The sequence below is a fragment of the Neorhizobium sp. DAR64872/K0K18 genome, from assembly GCF_050500175.1.
GTDB lineage: Bacteria > Pseudomonadota > Alphaproteobacteria > Rhizobiales > Rhizobiaceae > Neorhizobium > Neorhizobium soli.
The window spans coordinates 698,153-716,056 of record NZ_CP191446.1 but is presented as its reverse complement, the minus strand read 5'-3'; the positions used below and the strand labels follow the sequence as shown (position 1 = coordinate 716,056).

Here is a 17,904-nt window from a genome sequence, read left to right as displayed (position 1 = left end):
AAGCATGGCACAGATCGCAATGCATGGGCATGGCGTGCGCGGCATGAAGCCGGAAACGCTGCATTCTTTCGACGGCATCGGTGATCCCGGGAAATTCGGGATCATGTTTCCCAATCTCTTACCGTTTTCGGCAAGCGACGATGCGCTTGCCGCCCTGGCCAAGTCTATGGCGGATAAACTGCTCGACGACGGCAATCCGGAACCGGGCAAGGACAACCCGAATATCCCGGCCGGCTACACCTATCTTGGCCAGTTCATCGACCATGATATTACGCTCGACACGACGCCTCTCGACCAGCAGCATGCCGACCCGAAGGCGACCACCAACTTCCGGACACCGGCGCTCGATCTCGATTCGCTCTACGGCGATGGGCCGGGTATCCATCCCTATCTTTACCAACGCGACGTCGAAACGCTGCAAACTTCCGGCAAACTGTTGATCGGACGGGCAGCGGCGTCATCGGATCAGCAAGGCGCTGCGATCCCGGATCTTCCCAACGACCTTCCGCGCAACCAGGAGGGCCACGCGCTCATCTTCGACGAACGCAACGATGAGAACCTGCTGGTGGCACAGACGCATCTGCTGATGCTGAAGTTTCACAACAAGGTGTTCGACAAGGTCGCAGCGGAAAGGCCTGACCTTAAGGGTACCGCGCTCTTCAAAGAGGCTCGGCGGATCGTCACCTGGCACTACCAGTGGATTGTGCTGTTCGATTTCGTGGAACGTCTGACCGAGCCCGGCTTGATCCATAAGATCAAGAAGGAGGGTCGGCGGTTCTACCGGTTCAAGCAGCGGCCCTATATGCCCGCCGAATTCGGCGCCGCGTGCTACCGGCTCGGCCATTCGATGGTACGGGAAAGCTATAGCCACAACCGGGTGTTCAACCCTACAGCCGATAGTCTTGCGAACGCGACGCTCGACCTTCTGTTCTTGTTCACCGGAAAGTCCGGGAACATTACCGGCGAGCTCGCCAACGACCCGGGCGTCGGGTTTGCCGCGCTCCCGTCGAACTGGGTGGTCGACTGGCGGCGGTTCTACGATCTGGATACGCCCGAAGGCGAGAAGGAGACTAATTTCGCCATCAACCACAGCCGGCGACTGGACCCGTTCATCACACCCGCCCTGCACACCCTGCCCGGCGGACCTGGTGATGGCTCGGTTGCATCGCGGGAATTCGACCTTGCCTTCCGCAACCTGCGTCGCGGCGTACAGATCGGACTTCCCTCCGGGCAAGCAATCTGTCGCGCCATGGGTCTTCAGCCACTGACGCCCGAGCAGATTGCCACGGGTCCCGACGGCAAGGCGGCCAAGCAGCACAAGATGCTCGAGGAAACACCGCTGTGGTATTACGTTCTCAAGGAAGCGGAGGTCTTCAACAAGGGAAGACGGCTGGGGCCGATGGCATCCACCATCATCGCCGAAACATTCCTCGGCATGGTGCATGGCGACCACGAATCGTTCCTGTGGCTGCGCTCCGACTGGAAGCCGGATCTGCCGAGCGAAACGGACGGCCACTTTACCATGGCCGATCTCGTCAAGTTCGTCGGTGACATCAATCCTCTCGGGGCGGCTGTGCCGCAATCCGCAGAAGAGAAGGTCGACGGCTGACGGAAACGCTCTAGTCGTCGAGATCGAGCCTGCCGGTGCCTGTGACACCAGAGCAGCGGCAGGTGCCGCCGACGCGGCCTTCGTCGGCGCGGCAGACATAGGGACGGGTGCGGTCGTCGCTCTGGCGCGGTGGCACGACGCAGACATAACGCTGACGATGCCGGTCGCGCCGGTCCGTCTGGTCGATCAGATCCCGGCTTTGCTGGCTCTGGATCAGAGTGATCGGCGCGTTCGCCTCATTGGCGAACGCGCTGAAGGCCGGACCAGCGGCTGCGGCTGGAAGGCAGGAGATGGCGACAGTTGCAAGGCTCAGCAGGCCGGTCAGGATAATACGCATGAGTTGCTCCTCAGTTGAGGAGTATCTAGCCACGCTCGCCCTGCGAATGAAGGCGAGGCACGGCGTGGCTGGAACTTTGATACAACTCAGCGTTAACGCCGCATGAAGGCTTCGAAGGCGGCGCGGGCTTCTGCGCTTTTCAGACGGGCGGAGAAATGCGTCAGTTCCTCGTCCATGCGGGCAAGCACTTCGTCGCGGGGGCCGCGCACCAGATCGCGGGCGATTTTCAAGGCCTGCGGTGGTTTTGCCGAAAGCTTTGCGGCGAGAGCCAGCGTTTCCGCCTCGACCGCCTCTGGCTCGACCACCTTCCACACAAGGCCCGCCTCGCGCGCGGCATCGGCGGAAAAGCCCTCGCCGGCAACGAGCATCGCGAAGGCGCGCTGGTGGCCCATCACCCTTGGCGCCAGAAGGCTGGAGGCTGCTTCGGGTACGAGGGCCAGATCGACGAAGGGTGTTTTGAACAGGCTGCGGGACGAGGCGATCGTCAGGTCGCAGTGGAGGTTGAGCGTGGTGCCGATGCCGATCGCCAGACCATCGACGCCTGATACCATCGGCTTTTCGGCGAGCGCCAGCGCCCGGATGAAGAGCGCTGCGGCCGGCGGTTCGTCCGTTCCCGATACCGCGTGGGCCAGAAAATCCGCCATGTCGTTGCCGGCGGAAAAGCAGCCTGCGGTGCCGAGAAAAGCGACGGCGCGGATGGTGTCGTCGCTATTGGCATCCGCAAGCGCCGCCGTCATGCGGTGATACATGGACGAGGTGATCGCGTTCTTCTTTTCCGGGCGGTTGAAGCGGATCGTGAGCACGCCCTCGAAGTCCGCAGGGCGTTCGATCAGGACGTGGTTGTCGATTGATGGAGTGGCGTCGCTCACGGCATTCTCCTCAGGCAAGCACGATGCGTGCGGCTTCCAGGCTCTCGGCACCGGCGATGACGCGGTCCTTCAAGGCTGCGGTCTCCGACAGCATGTTTTCGGCGGCAAACCGGCAAAGCGACACGCGCTTCTCGCCCGACCCGTCTTCCGATGCGACAAGCGCGCCCTTGGCAAGATAGGCACCGGTCAGGACGAGGCCGAACAGACGCTGGTAGGGCGTCGCGCCCGCAAGCGCTTCCGCCACGCGGCCAGAGGCCTGCGCTTCCAGCAGCCAGTCGGTCGAGGCCTGGAGGTCGTTGATCGATGCGTTCAGCCGTTCAGCCGTGCTGCCGAAGCCTGATGCGTTGAGGCTTTCCACTCTCTGCGCAATATCGCGCAGTTCACCGATGAAGGTCCGAACCTGCGCGCCCTTGGAAAGCGGCAGTTTGCGCAGCACGAGATCGATCGCCTGGATGCCGTTGGTGCCCTCGTAGATCGGGGCAATGCGGGCATCGCGGAGATAGCGTGCGGCGCCGGTTTCCTCGATATAGCCCATGCCGCCATGCACCTGGATGCCGAGCGAGGCAACATCGACGCCGCAATCGGTGGCGAAGGATTTGGCGATCGGCGTCAGAAGTGCGGCGCGCTCGACCCAATGGGTGGCCTGATCGCCTTCTTGATGATGCGACATGTCGATCGCGTGGGCGCAGGCAAAGCAGATGGCGCGTGACCCTTGCGTCAAAGCCTTCATGGTCAAAAGGGTGCGGATGATATCGGGGTGCTCGATGATCGGGCTCATCTGCGGACCGGTCGAGCCGGGCGCCCTGCCCTGGGTTCGATCAGACGCATAGGCGACCGCCTTCTGGGTCGCGGCTTCGGCGATTGCGACACCCTGCATGCCGACAGCGAGACGCGCGTTGTTCATCATCGTGAACATGCAGGCGAGGCCCTGGTTTTCTTCGCCGATCAGATAGCCGATCGCGCCGGTTCCATCGCCGAACTTGCCGTCGCCATAGATCATCGTGCAAGTGGGCGAGCCATGGATGCCGAGCTTGTGCTCGATCGAATGACAGAACACGTCGTTGCGCTCACCGAGCGAGCCATCATCGCTGACCAGGAATTTCGGCACGAGGAACAGCGAAATGCCGCGGGTGCCGGCCGGCGCATCGGGGAGACGTGCGAGGACAAGGTGGATGATATTGTCGGCAGCGTCGTGTTCGCCCCAGGTAATGTAGATCTTCTGCCCGAACACACGGTAGCTGCCATCGGCGTTTCGTTCGGCACGGCTCTTCAGCGCGCCGACATCGGAGCCCGCATGCGGCTCCGTCAGGTTCATCGTGCCGGTCCATTCGCCCGAGACCATCTTTTCGAGATAGATAGCTTTCAGATCGTCGCTGCCATGGGCAACCAGCGCCTCGATCGCACCCATCGTGAGGGTCGGCGCGAGCGCGAAGGCCATGGAGGCGGAATTCCACATTTCCAGCGTCGCGACGTTGAGCATATGCGGCAGCGCCTGACCGCCGAACGCTTCCGGTGCCGTCAGGCCGTTCCAGCCGCCTTCGCGCCACTGGCGATAAAGTTGCGGCCAGCCATCCGGCGTCTTCACCACGCCGTCCTCAAGCCGCGCGCCCTGGCGATCGCCTATATCGCCCAGCGGCGCCATTTCGTCGCTGGCAAAGCGACCGGCTTCTGCCAGGATGGCATCGACGAGATCGGGGGAGAGGTCGCCGAAGCGGCCGATTTCCAACGCGTCGGCAAGCCCCGCTACATGGTTCAAGGTGAAGGCAATCTCCTCCACGGGTGCCTTGTACATGTCGCTTCTCCCAAATTGACAATTCTTCCGGACGATGCCGCAGCTGCGACCACCGAACTCCCTGTGGCTTTTTACGTAAACGTAAACGCGGTTGTCAATCGCTCCCTCCGGGTTGTTCGATCAGGATACGGATAAATCCCCGTTGCAACAGGTGTCACACATAGCGCCTAATGAGGGGCGTCATGCTTGCAGGTCTTCAGTCCATGCCTCCGATAAACTCTCCGATTATTCCCGCCACGCCAGGGCTTGTCTGGGCCTATCATTTCCGTCCCGGCGAGGCTGGCACATGCTCAAGGCTTTCGCTGGAGGCGACGCCGTCGGACCTTGCGATCGACACCGGTTTCCTGTGGCTGCATCTCAACCTGGCAGACCTGCGGGTCGGCGCCTTTCTGGAGAATTTTCCAGGCCTTCCGGCGGCCGCAGCGGTCGCGCTCACCACCCATGAAACGCATGCGTCGATCACGCTGGACGAGCAGTCCGTCTATGGCACGCTGATCGATTTCCAGCGGGAGTTCGACTGCGACACCCGCGATATCGGCTGGCTGCATTTCTTCGCCTCCGACAAGGTGATCATCACCACCCGGCTGCAGCCGCTGCGTTCGGTCGACCGGGTGCGCGGCGCCATCGAGAAGAATGCCGGTCGCTACAAAAGGCCGCTCGACCTGTTCGAGACGCTGGTGGCCGAATTCCAGCGCACGATGATCTCGATGGTGATGGAATTTACCGAAGAGCTGAACCTGATCGAGGATTTCGTCTACGACAACGTGCCGCGCGACGAGCGCCGGCGGCTTGCTCCCGTGCGGCGTATGGTGGTGCGGTTGCACCGGCACCTGCGCACGACCCTGTCGCTGATGCGACGCGCGGCGGCTGCCGATGACGAGGATATGCCGCCCGGGTTCGACGATATCGCCTCACGGCTGATCGGCCGGCTCGAGGCCGTCGATCACGATGTCTATGCGCTGCAGGATCGGGCCCGGCTGCTGCACGAGGAAATCGATTCCAAACAGGCATCGGAAACCAACCGGCATCTCTACATACTCTCGATCATGACCGCCTTCCTGCTGCCGCCATCGCTGGTGACCGGCTTTTTCGGCATGAACACGTCGTCGCTGCCGTTTGCCGAGGGTCTGCACGGCACGGCCTTCGCGCTGGGTTTCATGGTGCTTTCGGCGGCAATCGCCTGGTGGCTTCTGAAGCGGACGGGAATTTTCTGAGAGAATGGCAAAACGAAATCAGCCCGCCCGGGCATGCCGGACGGGCTGTGACTTATCGTGCGCGTTTTCGCCGGATCAGGCGACGGCGTGAAGCTTGGTCTGATCGCCCTTGAGACGATCGGTCATGAAGTTCGCGTACCATTCCACGAACTGCATGACGCCGCCTTCATGCGCTTCCGAATAGGGACCCGGCTCGTAGGCCGGCGAGCGGATGCCGAAGGCATTTTCCTCGACGATCTGGCGGTCCTGGTCGTTGGTCATGTTCCAGACGTGGGTCAGTTCCTCGACCGTGTAGTCGACGCCTTCAACCGCATCCTTGTTGACGAGCCATGTGGTGGTGACGGCCGTTTCTTCCGGCCCGATCGGAATGACGCGGAAGGAGATCGCGTGGTCGACCAGCATGTGGTTCCAGGTGGTCGGATAGTGGAACATCAGCATGGTGCCGATATGGGAGATCGTCACGTCTTCCGACAGCGCCTTGGCAACCGCCGGCCGGCCGTTCATCGTGTAGCTTTCGGCATCCTCGATGAGCGGCATGCGGGCGACGCGGTACTGGCCGTCCGTCGACATGTTGAACGTGCTTGGCAGGTTTGCCGCCTCGCAGCGCTGCCAGTGCTCGGAAATGAACGGATCGTCGCCGGCGCCCTGCACGCCCGTCGCCGTCGGCGCTTCGGGATAGGTGCGGCAGAGTTCCGGATGGTTGGCGGCGCAGTGGTAGCACTCGCGGTTGTTTTCCCAGACGAGCTTCCAGTTGCCCTTTTCGATGATCGTGTTCTTGGCCGCAACCTTCGTTTCGGCCAGCCGATGCGGCGCCATATAGGGCTGGATCGTCGCGCGGACGGGTGCGAAATCGGGCGCCTCATTGGCAAGGCAGACGAAGATATAGCCGGCGACGGATTCGCAGTGGACAGGCTTCAGGCCGAACTGCTTCTTGTCGAAGTCATCGCCCATATGGCGCGCCGACATCAGCGTGCCGTCGTGCTGGTAAGTCCACTGGTGATAGGGACAGACAAGACGGGTCGCAGAACCGCTATCCTTGGTGCAGACGCGGTGGCCGCGGTGGCGGCAGGTGTTGTGGAAGGCACGGATCTCGCCTTCGCGGGTGCGCAGGACGAGGACCGGATAGTCGCCGATCTGCAGCGTCACGTAATTGCCGGCCTTCGGGATTTCGCAATCATGGCCGACGAACAGCCAGTCGCGATACCAGATCATTTCCAGATCGAGCTTGTAGTAATCCGGATCGATGTAAAAGGGCTGTTCGAGGCTGAAGCCTTCGCGGCGATTGTTGAGCTGCCGCAGAACCTGGCTGTGAATGTCCATCGTGTCTTCCTCGTCAATTCCACTAGCGAAAGACTTGGGGGGTCATGCGGACAGACCTCCTGCCCCCAATCCTACCCCGAACGTCCACCGCGATCGGTCGTCAATCACGTCCCCAGACTGGCACCGGATCGGCCGAGGGTTCTCGTCACGCCTGCCGGCTTCCCAATTTAACGCCGTCCCTAGCCCGAGGCGACTCCATGAGTTTCGCCGATTTAAGCACTCGCGCTGCCTGTCGCACAGGCGACATTGCGACATCGGAAAACGCATTGACGACGATGGCTCACATGACGGCTTCGGTTTTCCGCTGACAAGTGGGGGGACAGGGTGCTTCTCGCGGTGCGTTGAGACGTAAACCGGCTGTTAAACCGCTCCGGCTAGACTTCTTCTTGCGCGAAGGGGCCAGCCGCATGCAGACGACCGGAAAGCTACGCTATTACGACGCGAACCGGCCAATTCCGCCGGTGCCGGTTTCGGCGCCAACGAGCGCGATCGGGCATTCGGAGTTCCTGCGCACAGGCCGCATTTCCAGGGCGCAGCCGCTGTGGCTTCCCAAGGAACGCCGTTATCTCACCTATGACGAAGTGGCGGAGCGGACCGGGTTCAAGCTGGAGTCCGCCGGCGAGCGCACGCATCAACGGATCAACGGCTTCCATCACTCGATCCAGTTTCCGAAGATGGTGTTCCACCGCACGCTGGAGCAGACCCCGCATCTCGGCTATTGCCATGTTACCGCCGCAAGCACCCTGTTTTCGCCGAAGGCAAAGGTGAAATGGTCTTTCTACATCGCCAATTTCCTGGCCGAGATCGGCGATGAGGACGAGTTCTTCAAGAGGGTGAACACCCAGTATTCCCGCATGTATTTCGCGGTGGCGACCGAAAGCGACCCGGATCAGTCGATGAAGATCGACCGCAGCATCCGCAAGAACGGTCTTCTGTTTCGGACCACCGACCCGAAGGAAGCGCTGAAAAACGTTCTGATGCTGGGCGCGCCCGACCAGGCGGTGCGGGCGATCATCAAATCGCTTTAACGCGGTCTCAGTCCGCGCTATGCACAGCGGGACATGACGGCAGAGATCATCGACATCAGGACGGACAGGAACGACGCGCTTGACCAAGCGTGCGCCGTGCTGTCGCGAGGCTTCCCGGTCGCCATTCCGACGGAGACGGTGTACGGGCTTGCAGCCGACGCCACCAATCCATCCGCGATTACGCGCATCTATGAAACCAAGGGGCGGCCGCGCTTCAACCCGCTGATCTGCCATATGGCCGATGTCGCGATGGCGGAGCGGTATGCATCGTTCGATCCGATCTCGCGTCGGCTGGCGGAAGCCTTCTGGCCGGGGCCGCTGACGCTGATCCTGCCGCTCATTCCAAAAAGCGGTATCCATCCGCTCGCAACTGCAGGGCTCGATACGGTCGGCATCCGCCTGCCATTCGGCTTTGCCGCCGATCTCATCCGCTCCTTCGGCAAGCCGCTGGCAGCACCGAGCGCCAACACGTCCGGCAAGGTCAGCCCGACCAGTGCCGGCCATGTCGCTGGTGATCTCGGGAGCAAGCTGAAACTGATCCTCGATGGCGGCGCGTCGTCGGTCGGCGTCGAATCGACCATCATCCGCGTCGAGGGCGAAACAGTCCGGCTGCTGCGTCCCGGTGGCGTTGCCGCTGAAGAGATCGAGGCGCTGATTGGTCGTGCGGTCATTCGTCCGGAAGGACCGGCGGCGATCATCGAAGCGCCTGGCATGCTCGCCTCGCATTATGCGCCATCGGCAGCCGTGCGGTTGAATGCGACCCATGTGGCGCCGGGCGAGGCGTTGATCCGGCTGGGATCGGATCCGATCGAGGGCATCGAGCAGGCGAAGGCAGTGTTCGACCTCAGCCCCTCCGGCGATCTTGCCGAGGCAGCCGCCAATCTGTTCGATTATCTGAAGAAAGCCGATGCGGTGGGGGCGACGCGCATTGCAGTCACAGCCATTCCCGATACCGGGCTTGGAGAAGCCATCAACGACCGGCTGGTCCGAGCGGCAGCCCCGCGGGAATAAAACAAGCCCAGGAGAAAACGCCATGGACATGCCTCTCCCTTCCCCGGATCTACTTGCCCGGTTTACGGCGATCGTCGGCGCTGCGCATGCGGTCAGCGATCCGGTGGAGCTTGCCCCGCATCTCGTCGAAAACCGCGGGCTCTACAGGGGCGCGTCCCCTCTCCTTCTCAAGCCCGGCTCGACCCAGGAAGTGTCGGCGATCCTGAAGCTTGCGAGCGAGACCGGGACGGCCGTCGTGCCGCAGACTGGCAATACGGGTCTTGTCGGTGGCCAGACGCCACGCAGCGGCGGATCCGACATCATCATCTCGCTGGAACGGATGAACCGCATCCGCGAGATCGACCAGATGGCAAACGTGATCGTTGTCGATGGCGGCGTCATCCTTGCCGAGGTGCAGAAGGCGGCGGAGGAGGTCAACCGGCTGTTTCCGCTGTCGCTCGGGTCGGAAGGCTCATGCCGGATCGGCGGCAACCTTTCCACCAATGCCGGCGGCACGGCCGTGCTTGCCTATGGCAACATGCGTCAGCTCTGCCTCGGGCTGGAAGTGGTGCTTCCGACCGGCGAGATCTGGGACGGTCTGCGCAAGCTGAAGAAGGACAATACCGGCTACGACCTGCGCGACCTGTTCATCGGCGCCGAAGGCACGCTCGGGATCATCACCGGCGCGGTCTTGAAACTTTATCCGCGGCCGGTCGGACACCAGGTGGCGCTTGCCGGGCTTGCCTCGCCGGCCGATGCGCTCTTGCTGTTTCAAAAGGCATCGAACCTCTGCGGCACGGCGCTGACCGGGTTCGAGTTGATGCCACGGATCGGCATCGAGTTCACCACGCGGCATATCGAGGGCGTGCGCGACCCGCTGTCTGAGCCCTACCCATGGTATGCGCTGATCGACATCTCGACATCGGACGCTGCCGAAACCGCCGACACGATGGTGCAGGCGCTGCTGGAACAGGGGTTCGAGGCCGGACTGGTCATCGACGCGGTGATCGCCTCGTCGGTCGCGCAGCAAAAGGCGCTGTGGCACATGCGCGAAAGCATGTCGGATGCGCAGAAGCCCGAGGGCGGATCGATCAAGCACGACGTTTCGGTGCCGATCTCGAAGATCCCGCATTTCATGGAGGAAGCCGAGCAGGCTGTTCTCGCCGCCGTTCCCGGCGCCCGCATCTGCGCCTTCGGCCATCTCGGCGACGGCAACATCCATTACAACATCTCCCAACCGCTCAGCAACGACATGGCCGGCAACAAGGCCGCCTTCATCGACCGCTGGCGGGAGGTGAATGCGATCGTCCACGGGATCGTGCTGGATGCCGGCGGCTCGATTTCCGCCGAACACGGGATCGGCCAGCTGAAGCGCGACGAGCTTGCGCAGATCCGCCCGCCGATCGAAATGGACCTGATGCGCCGCATCAAGCACGCCTTCGATCCGGCAGGCATCATGAACCCCGGCAAGGTCGTGGCATTGCCATGAGCAAGCCGGCACCGGACCGGCCGACCATGACGATCCGCGTCGATCTGGAAAACGGCGTGCGGCTGGGGCCAGGCAAGGCGCAGCTTCTCGAACTTATTGCCGAGCATGGTTCGATCCGGGCCGGCGGAGCGGCGATCGGCATGTCCTACCGGCGTGCCTGGCTGCTGGCAGACGAGATCAACCGGATGTTTCTGGAGCCTTCGATCTCGACCCGGCATGGCGGCAAGTCTGGCGGCGGTTCGGGGCTGACCGAATTCGGCCAGCAGCTTCTTGGCCGCTACAGGGATATGGAAGCAAAAAGTCGGGCTGCAGTGCAACCCGACCTCGATTGGCTTGATAGTGTGACGGACCCGCAATTCCGGGCCGCCGGTAGCGACAAGGCCGACTGAGCGATCAGCCCGCCCGGCGCATCCGTTCACCCATGCCCTGCAGAGCGCCCGGCTGACGCCCGGTGCCGCTGACGCGGAAGCTGCGGATGAGGTTGAGCAGTTCTTCCGTATCGGCAGACAAAGCCTCGGCGGAGGCAGTCGTCTCTTCGGCCATCGCGGCATTGTGCTGGGTGGCCTGGTCGAGCATGTTAAGCGACGAGGAGATCGAGCGCAGCGTCGTATCCTGTTCGGCTGCCGAATGGGCGATGCGGCCGACGATGTCGCTTGCCGACTTCACCTGATCGGAAATCCGCTTCAGGGCCTGGCCGGCCTCGCCGACGAGGCGGACGCCGTTTGCGACCTGGCCGGACGAGCGGGAGATCTGTTCCTTGATCTCCTTGGCGGCGGCGGCCGAACGCTGGGCCAGTTCGCGCACTTCCTGGGCGACGACGGCGAAGCCCTTGCCGCTTTCGCCGGCGCGGGCCGCTTCGACGCCGGCATTGAGGGCCAGAAGGTTGGTCTGGAAGGCGATCTCGTCGATGACGCCGATGATCTTGGTGATCTCCGCGGACGACTGTTCGATGCCGCTCATGGCGCCGATCGCTTCTTCGACGACGGCGTCGCTGCGCGTGGCTTCGGTGCTGACAGCCGTGACGCGCTGGGCGGCGTCGCGCGCACCGTCGGCGGTCTGTCGGACGGCAACAGTCAGTTCGTCGAGTGCGGCCGATGTTTCCTCGAGGTTGGCGGCCTGGCGTTCCGTCCGCTGCGACAGTTCGTTGGAAGCGCGGCGGATTTCCTCTTTCGAGCCGCCGATATCGATACCCTTGTCGTTGACTTTGGACATCGCAGCTTCGAGATGACCGAGCGCTTCGTCGAAGTTGTCGCGCAGACCGGCGTAGCGGGTGCCGAGATCGCCGCAGCGAACCGTCAGATCTCCCTTGGCGAGCTGTTCGAGCGCCGAGCCGATCGTCGAGACGACGCGGGCCTGAAGCGCTGCTTCATCGCGCTGCATGTCGAGGTTCTGCTGGCGTTCGCCGTCGAGCTCCTCCTGCTGGCGCTGCTGGCTTTCCTGCATGGCATGGCGCTCGCGCACCTTTTGCTGCAGCGCCTGGGTGGCGCGTGCCATCAGGCCGACTTCGTTTTTCATGTCCGTGTGCGGGATCTGCATCGTTACGTCTTCGTCGGCGACGGCGTTCAGCGCCTGACGGATCGCACCGAGCGGACCGGAGATGTTGCGGATTACGACGAAGGCCAGCAGCGAGCCAAGGACCAGGATGACGAAGCCGAAGGACAGCGCCTTGAAGACTTCGCTGCGGATCTGCGCCTGGAGATCGTCGACGTAGACGCCGGTGACGAGAACCAGCTGCCAGGGCTCGAAGGCGAGCGCGTAGGAGCTCTTCAGGAAGGTATCGCCTTCCTGACCAGGCTTGGGACCGAGAAAATCGACGGTGCCGCCACCGGCGCGGCCGATCTTGACCAGTTCGTCACGGTACATGAAGCCCTGGCTGTCCGGCTTGCCCTTGAAACTCTGGCCGAGCCGCTTGGGATCCGGATGGACACGCATGTTCACATCGTAGTCATAGGCAAAGAGGTAGCCGTCCGGGGTGAAGGTCATGGCCGACACGGCTTCGAACGCCCGCTTCTGCGCCTCTTCGCGACCCATCGCACCGGAGGCCTCGAGAGCCTGGAAACGCTTGAAGATACCGATGCCGGATTCCACCTGCGTGCGCAGCATGCCGTAACGTTCGGCGTAGATCGCCTGGGTGGACGTGCGCAGCTGCATGTATGTGGCAGCGGCAAAGCCGGCGATCAGCAAAAGCACGAGCAGCAGCAGCTGGTGGGAGATTTTGAGGTTCTTCATGGTCCGCTCACCTGTGACCGGCAGCGACCGCGCAGGCCGCACCTTGGGAAAAATGATGTTTGTGGGAGGCGGCACATTCTGCACCATGTCGTCTGCAATGATTGCAGTGCAACGACCATATGAGCGATGCATAAATAATTATTTAATCACACAATAACGCAGAAAAACGTATGGCCGCACAGTAACTGCGCGGCCTTTTATTGACTGCCTGCAATGACTTGCTGACTGTTTATTCAGCCCGTTTCAGCCTGAGGCTGAAGTCTTCGAAAGTGATCGGTTTCGCCGAGGCTTCCGCAACTTGAGGGGCTGGCGCAACAGCGCTCGTGGTGGCCTCCAGATCGATGCCATCGCGCGGCGGCGGCGCATTCTCGATCATCTCTTCGAACGAGGTGGAGGTCGGCGCCGGCACGTTCGCAATGGTTTTTCCGGCGTCCATCCAGGCCGGGACTTTTCCGACGAAGACGACAGGCGATCCGCCGAACCATGCTTCGGTGCGGACAAGACGCTTTTCGCCGTTGATTTCGATGATCTCGGTCTTCTGTGTGCCGGGCTCGAGGACCGGAACCTTGTAGTTGGACAGATCGGGCTTTGCGGCCGGAGAATCGCAGTCGCTGCAATGCCACGATACGATGCTCGAGGATTTCTGACTGCCATTGGTTGCGGTTACGGACGACGCCTGGGCGCCGCCGGCCAGCAGTGCTGCGGCTACCGTTGCTGCCGTGATCAGAACGCGATGCATCGCCGGACTCCCGAGTTTGGTCCGACAACCTATAGCAATGCTTCGTTTCCAACCCGTCAGGAGAATTGGTAAATTTTGAACGAAACCGCGGCTGCCGAACCGTCTCTAGCGGGTTTCGCGCTCGATGGCGCGCCAGCCGATGTCGCGACGGCAGAAGCCGTTTTCCCAGTCCACCGCGTCGACCAGCCGGTAGGCGTTTGCCTGGGCTTCCGCAACCGTTCTGCCTGTCGCGGTGACGTTGAGTACGCGGCCGCCGGTTGCGACCAGCGCGCCATCCTTCATCGCCGTGCCGGCATGGAAGATCTTCTCGCCCTCGCCTGCTGATGGCAGCGAGGCGATCGGCGTTCCCTTGTCATAGGCGGCCGGATAACCTTTCGAGGCCATGACGACGGTGAGCGCCACATCGTCGCTCCATTCCGCCTTCACCTCGTCGAGCGTGCCGGTGGCGGCGGCGTAAAGGATCTCCAGCAGATCGCTTTTCAGCCGCATCATCAGAACCTGGGTTTCCGGATCGCCGAAGCGGACATTGTATTCGATCAGTTCCGGCCCCTTGGCCGTGATCATCAGGCCTGCGAAGAACACGCCGGTGAACGGATAGCCGCTTTCCGCCATGCCGCGAATGGTCGGCTCGATGATCTCCTTCATCGTCCGCTCGACCATATCTTGCGTCATCACCGGGGCCGGCGAATAGGCACCCATGCCACCGGTGTTGGGGCCGGTGTCGCCATCGCCGACGCGCTTGTGATCCTGCGCGGTTGCTAATGCCAGCGCCGTCTTGCCGTCGGAGAGGCAGAAGAAGCTTGCTTCCTCGCCATCGAGATAAGCTTCGACCACGACCTCGGCACCGGCCGCACCGAAGGCGCCATCGAAACAGTCGTCGATCGCCGCCAGCGCTTCTTCCACGGTCATGGCGACGGTGACGCCCTTGCCGGCCGCCAGACCATCGGCCTTGACGACGATCGGCGCACCCTGCGCCTCGACATAGGCCTTGGCGGCGACGCCGTCCGTAAAGCGCTGGTAGGCGCCGGTCGGGATATTGTAGCGGGCGCAGATATCCTTGGTGAAGCCCTTGGACCCTTCGAGCTGGGCGGCGGCGGCGGACGGGCCGAAGACGGCGATGCCCGCCTGCCGGATGCGATCGGCAATGCCGGCGACCAGCGGCGCTTCCGGGCCGACGACCACGAAATCGATGGCCTCGCTGCGGCAAAATGCAAGGACCGCCTCATGGTCGTCGACATCGAGCGCGACCAGTTCGGCATTTTCGGCCATGCCGGGATTGCCGGGAGCGGCAAAGAGTTTCGTCAGTTTCGGTGATTGGGCAAGCTTCCATGCCAGCGCATGTTCGCGACCGCCCGTGCCGATAAGAAGAACCTTCATCTGCCGCCCTCGATTTATCATCTGTGCTGGCGGTTAAGGCGAGGGACGGAAAAGGTCAAGTCTCGCCGGCAAAAGCGGCATTCAAGACGGCCGGTCCGGTTGCTGACGAAAACTGTCGCTGCGCAATCTCAACGTTGCTTTGAATATCACTTTGTTACGAAAGGCCAGAAATGGGACAGGCTCGTTGCGCCGCGCCGCGTCCTGCAGTTTTTCGTCGAGATAGATGATCGCCGCCTCCAGTTCTTCGGAGCCAACGGCATCGTCGGACGCCAGTATATGGGCTATTTTGCTAGGCATTCATACCTCCTTACACGCCAAATCATGTGGCAGGAGCAACTATAGGATTCTGGCACAATGCGAGAAGGTGTCATCTCTTTTTCCACCGGTTCGCGGTTACCGACCGGTAAATGACGCCCCATTCCGAGACGACTGCCGGGGTAAGCTGTGAACCGTTCCGATGGTCGGTTGTCTTGCCGCAAAGTTTGACTATGGTCTCGCCTCCTATCCAACGAGGACTTGCATGGCCGTCGAAAACCGCCTTCTCGCCGCCGTGATCGCCGCGGAAATCAACGCCCGCCCGGACCAGGCCATTGCCGCAATCGGGCTTCTGGACGAGGGCGCAACCGTGCCCTTCATCGCGCGCTACCGAAAGGAAGTGACCGGCGGACTGGATGACACCCAGTTGCGCAACCTTGCCGAACGGCTGATCTATCTTCGCGAACTGGAAGCACGCCGCGCATCGATCGTCGATTCGATCAAAGGCCAGGACAAGCTGACGGACGAGCTTGCGGCCAAGATCGGCAAGGCGGTGACAAAGGCCGAACTCGAAGACCTCTATCTTCCCTTCAAGCCCAAACGCCGCACCCGCGCCGAAATCGCCCGCGAGCGCGGTCTTGGTCCGCTGGCCGATGCGATCTGGGCCGACCGCACGCTCGATCCGGCCAAGCTGGCCGAGACATTCGTCAAGGGTGAAGTGACCGACGTGAAGGTTGCGCTGGATGGCGCTCGCGATATCGTCGCCGAAGCATTCTCGGAAAATGCCGACCTGTTGAAGCGACTGCGCCAGCACATGCGCGACGGCGCCGTGCTCAAAGCCCGCGTGGTCGCCGGCAAGCAGGAGGCCGGCGCCAAGTTCTCCGACTATTTCGAGCATACGGAGCGCTGGGCCACCACGCCGGGACACCGGGCGCTTGCCATGCTGCGCGGCTGGAACGAGGAATTCCTGACGCTGACGATCGAGGTAGATGCCGACGACACCTCGCCGATCAAGCCGGCGCAGCGGATTATCGCGCTCGCCTTCCACATCAGCGACAAGGGTGCCGCCGATCGCTGGCTGATGGAGGTCGCCGGCTGGACCTGGCGGGTCAAGCTCTCCGTCTCGCTGTCGCTCGACCTGATGCGGGAAATGCGCGAACGCGCCGAGCAAGAGGCGATCCATGTGTTTGCCCGCAATCTGAAGGATCTGCTGCTGGCCGCTCCCGCCGGTTCGCGCGCGACGATGGGCCTCGATCCGGGTATCCGCACCGGCGTCAAGGTGGCGATCGTCGATGCCACCGGCAAGCTTCTCGAAACCACCACCGTCTACCCCTTCCCGCCCCGCAACGATGTGCGCGGCACCCAGGCGGAACTCGCAAGCCTGATCGCCAAACACAGAATTGAGCTCATCTCGATCGGCAACGGCACCGGCAGCCGCGAGACGGAAAAGCTGGTGGCCGACATGCTGGCCAACCTGCCGGGCAGCAAACCGACCAAGGTGATCGTGTCGGAGGCCGGCGCTTCGATCTATTCGGCATCCCAGGCGGCAGCAGACGAGTTCCCCGGCCTCGACGTGTCGCTGCGCGGTGCCGTGTCGATTGCCCGTAGGCTGCAGGATCCGCTGGCCGAACTCGTCAAGATCGAGCCGAAATCGATCGGCGTTGGCCAGTACCAGCACGATGTCGATCAGAACAAGCTGTCGCGTTCGCTCGAAGCCGTTGTGGAAGATGCCGTGAATGCCGTCGGCGTCGATCTCAACATGGCATCGGCACCGCTTCTGTCGCGCGTGTCGGGCCTCAGCAAATCGATTGCCGAGGCGATCGTTGCGCATCGTGACCAGAACGGCGCCTTTACCACGCGCCGGGAGCTCCTGAAGGTCGCAAGGCTCGGCAACCGCACGTTCGAACAGGCGGCCGGGTTCCTGCGCATCGTCAACGGCAAGGAACCGCTCGATGCGTCTTCCGTGCATCCGGAAGCCTATGGTGTCGCGAAGAAGATCGTTGCCGCCTGCGGCCGCGACCTGCGTTCCCTGATGGGTGACAGCGCAGCGCTCAAATCTGTCGATCCGCGCCAGTTCATCGACGACACGTTCGGTCTGCCGACGATCAAGGACATTATCGCGGAACTGGAAAAGCCCGGCCGCGATCCGCGTCCGAGCTTCAAGACCGCGACCTTTGCGGACGGGATCGACGAGATCACCGACCTCAAGCCCGGCATGCAACTTGAAGGCACTGTGACCAACGTGGCGGCGTTCGGCGCCTTCGTCGATATCGGCGTGCATCAGGACGGGCTGGTTCATGTCTCGCAGCTGGCGGACAAGTTCGTGAAAGACCCGCATGAGGTGGTGAAGGCCGGCGACGTGGTGAAGGTGCGCGTCGTCGAGGTGGATGTGAAGCGCAAACGCATCGCGCTCAGCATGCGCAAGGACGGCGGCGAAGCCCCGCCTCCGGGCCCCCGCGGCGGTGATCGCGACAAGCCCGTCAATCCGAAGTTTGCAAAGACCGACAGCAAGCCATCTCAGGGCGCGTTCGGTGCAGCGCTTGCCGAAGCTATGAAGCGCCGCTGAGCCTGCGACGCCCTGGATAACCTCGAAAGCACTCCGTTGAGCACTGGCTCGACGGAGCTACTTCCAGTTGCGTTTTTTTGCGCTTGCAGT

The 17,904-nt window shown here is 62.5% G+C and carries 15 protein-coding genes; 7 read left to right on the top strand and 8 right to left on the bottom strand.

What is annotated here, in order from left to right:
* The first annotated feature begins 4 nt into the window (after positions 1 to 4).
* Positions 5 to 1,609 carry a peroxidase family protein gene (locus tag ACQY1P_RS08795; RefSeq protein WP_430256131.1) on the top strand — a complete coding sequence of 535 codons (1,605 nt, stop codon included), beginning with the start codon at positions 5 to 7 and terminating at the stop codon, positions 1,607 to 1,609.
* A 10-nt stretch (positions 1,610 to 1,619) separates the two neighbouring features.
* On the opposite strand, the gene ACQY1P_RS08790 is transcribed toward ACQY1P_RS08795, so the two are convergent.
* The 3 genes from ACQY1P_RS08790 to ACQY1P_RS08780 all read right to left on the bottom strand — a co-directional run bounded on the left by ACQY1P_RS08790 (position 1,620) and on the right by ACQY1P_RS08780 (position 4,607).
* The gene (locus ACQY1P_RS08790) at positions 1,620 to 1,946 is read right to left on the bottom strand and encodes a hypothetical protein (RefSeq protein WP_430256129.1); all 327 of its coding nucleotides are present in this window, start codon (positions 1,944 to 1,946) and stop codon (positions 1,620 to 1,622) included.
* Between the two features lie 92 nt (positions 1,947 to 2,038).
* Positions 2,039 to 2,794, bottom strand: coding sequence for a crotonase/enoyl-CoA hydratase family protein (locus ACQY1P_RS08785; protein WP_430256679.1), 756 nt, complete (start codon positions 2,792 to 2,794; stop codon positions 2,039 to 2,041).
* Between the two features lie 31 nt (positions 2,795 to 2,825).
* Entirely contained in the window at positions 2,826 to 4,607 is a 1,782-nt protein-coding gene (locus ACQY1P_RS08780) for an acyl-CoA dehydrogenase (RefSeq protein WP_430256127.1), read from the bottom strand.
* A gap of 203 nt (positions 4,608 to 4,810) precedes the next feature.
* Here ACQY1P_RS08780 and ACQY1P_RS08775 point away from each other — a divergent pair, with 203 nt between their 5' ends.
* Positions 4,811 to 5,821, top strand: a complete 1,011-nt coding sequence (locus ACQY1P_RS08775; RefSeq protein ID WP_430256125.1) for a transporter — start codon at positions 4,811 to 4,813, stop codon at positions 5,819 to 5,821.
* Positions 5,822 to 5,896: 75 nt separating this feature from the next.
* Here ACQY1P_RS08775 and ACQY1P_RS08770 read toward each other — a convergent pair whose 3' ends face one another.
* Positions 5,897 to 7,141 carry an aromatic ring-hydroxylating oxygenase subunit alpha gene (locus tag ACQY1P_RS08770; protein ID WP_430256123.1) on the bottom strand — a complete coding sequence of 415 codons (1,245 nt, stop codon included), beginning with the start codon at positions 7,139 to 7,141 and terminating at the stop codon, positions 5,897 to 5,899.
* Between the two features lie 407 nt (positions 7,142 to 7,548).
* Between ACQY1P_RS08770 and ACQY1P_RS08765 the strand changes: the two genes are divergently transcribed.
* The 4 genes from ACQY1P_RS08765 to ACQY1P_RS08750 are packed head-to-tail and all read left to right on the top strand — an operon-like array spanning position 7,549 to position 11,037.
* Positions 7,549 to 8,169, top strand: a complete 621-nt coding sequence (locus ACQY1P_RS08765; RefSeq protein WP_113109585.1) for a DUF6656 family protein — start codon at positions 7,549 to 7,551, stop codon at positions 8,167 to 8,169.
* Between the two features lie 33 nt (positions 8,170 to 8,202).
* Entirely contained in the window at positions 8,203 to 9,180 is a 978-nt protein-coding gene (locus tag ACQY1P_RS08760; RefSeq protein ID WP_430256120.1) for an L-threonylcarbamoyladenylate synthase, read from the top strand.
* A 22-nt stretch (positions 9,181 to 9,202) separates the two neighbouring features.
* Positions 9,203 to 10,648: an FAD-binding oxidoreductase gene (locus ACQY1P_RS08755; protein ID WP_430256119.1), complete on the top strand. Its 1,446-nt coding sequence runs from the start codon at positions 9,203 to 9,205 to the stop codon at positions 10,646 to 10,648.
* Positions 10,645 to 11,037 carry a winged helix-turn-helix domain-containing protein gene (locus ACQY1P_RS08750; protein WP_430256117.1) on the top strand — a complete coding sequence of 131 codons (393 nt, stop codon included), beginning with the start codon at positions 10,645 to 10,647 and terminating at the stop codon, positions 11,035 to 11,037. Before ACQY1P_RS08755 ends, ACQY1P_RS08750 begins: the two co-directional genes overlap by 4 nt.
* 4 nt (positions 11,038 to 11,041) lie before the next feature.
* Here ACQY1P_RS08750 and ACQY1P_RS08745 read toward each other — a convergent pair whose 3' ends face one another.
* The 4 genes from ACQY1P_RS08745 to ACQY1P_RS08730 all read right to left on the bottom strand — a co-directional run bounded on the left by ACQY1P_RS08745 (position 11,042) and on the right by ACQY1P_RS08730 (position 15,290).
* Positions 11,042 to 12,877 (bottom strand): methyl-accepting chemotaxis protein, encoded by a 1,836-nt coding sequence (locus tag ACQY1P_RS08745; protein ID WP_430256115.1) that lies wholly within the window; start codon positions 12,875 to 12,877, stop codon positions 11,042 to 11,044.
* Positions 12,878 to 13,106: 229 nt separating this feature from the next.
* Positions 13,107 to 13,616: a plant virulence effector HPE1-like domain-containing protein gene (locus ACQY1P_RS08740; RefSeq protein ID WP_430256114.1), complete on the bottom strand. Its 510-nt coding sequence runs from the start codon at positions 13,614 to 13,616 to the stop codon at positions 13,107 to 13,109.
* A 105-nt stretch (positions 13,617 to 13,721) separates the two neighbouring features.
* A complete protein-coding gene (gene purD, locus ACQY1P_RS08735; protein ID WP_430256112.1) occupies positions 13,722 to 14,993 on the bottom strand; it encodes a phosphoribosylamine--glycine ligase in 1,272 nt (423 codons plus the stop codon).
* Positions 14,994 to 15,074: 81 nt separating this feature from the next.
* The gene (locus ACQY1P_RS08730) at positions 15,075 to 15,290 is read right to left on the bottom strand and encodes a hypothetical protein (RefSeq protein ID WP_062453668.1); all 216 of its coding nucleotides are present in this window, start codon (positions 15,288 to 15,290) and stop codon (positions 15,075 to 15,077) included.
* A gap of 223 nt (positions 15,291 to 15,513) precedes the next feature.
* Here ACQY1P_RS08730 and ACQY1P_RS08725 point away from each other — a divergent pair, with 223 nt between their 5' ends.
* Positions 15,514 to 17,814 carry a Tex family protein gene (locus tag ACQY1P_RS08725; RefSeq protein WP_430256110.1) on the top strand — a complete coding sequence of 767 codons (2,301 nt, stop codon included), beginning with the start codon at positions 15,514 to 15,516 and terminating at the stop codon, positions 17,812 to 17,814.
* The last annotated feature ends 90 nt before the right edge of the window (positions 17,815 to 17,904 follow it).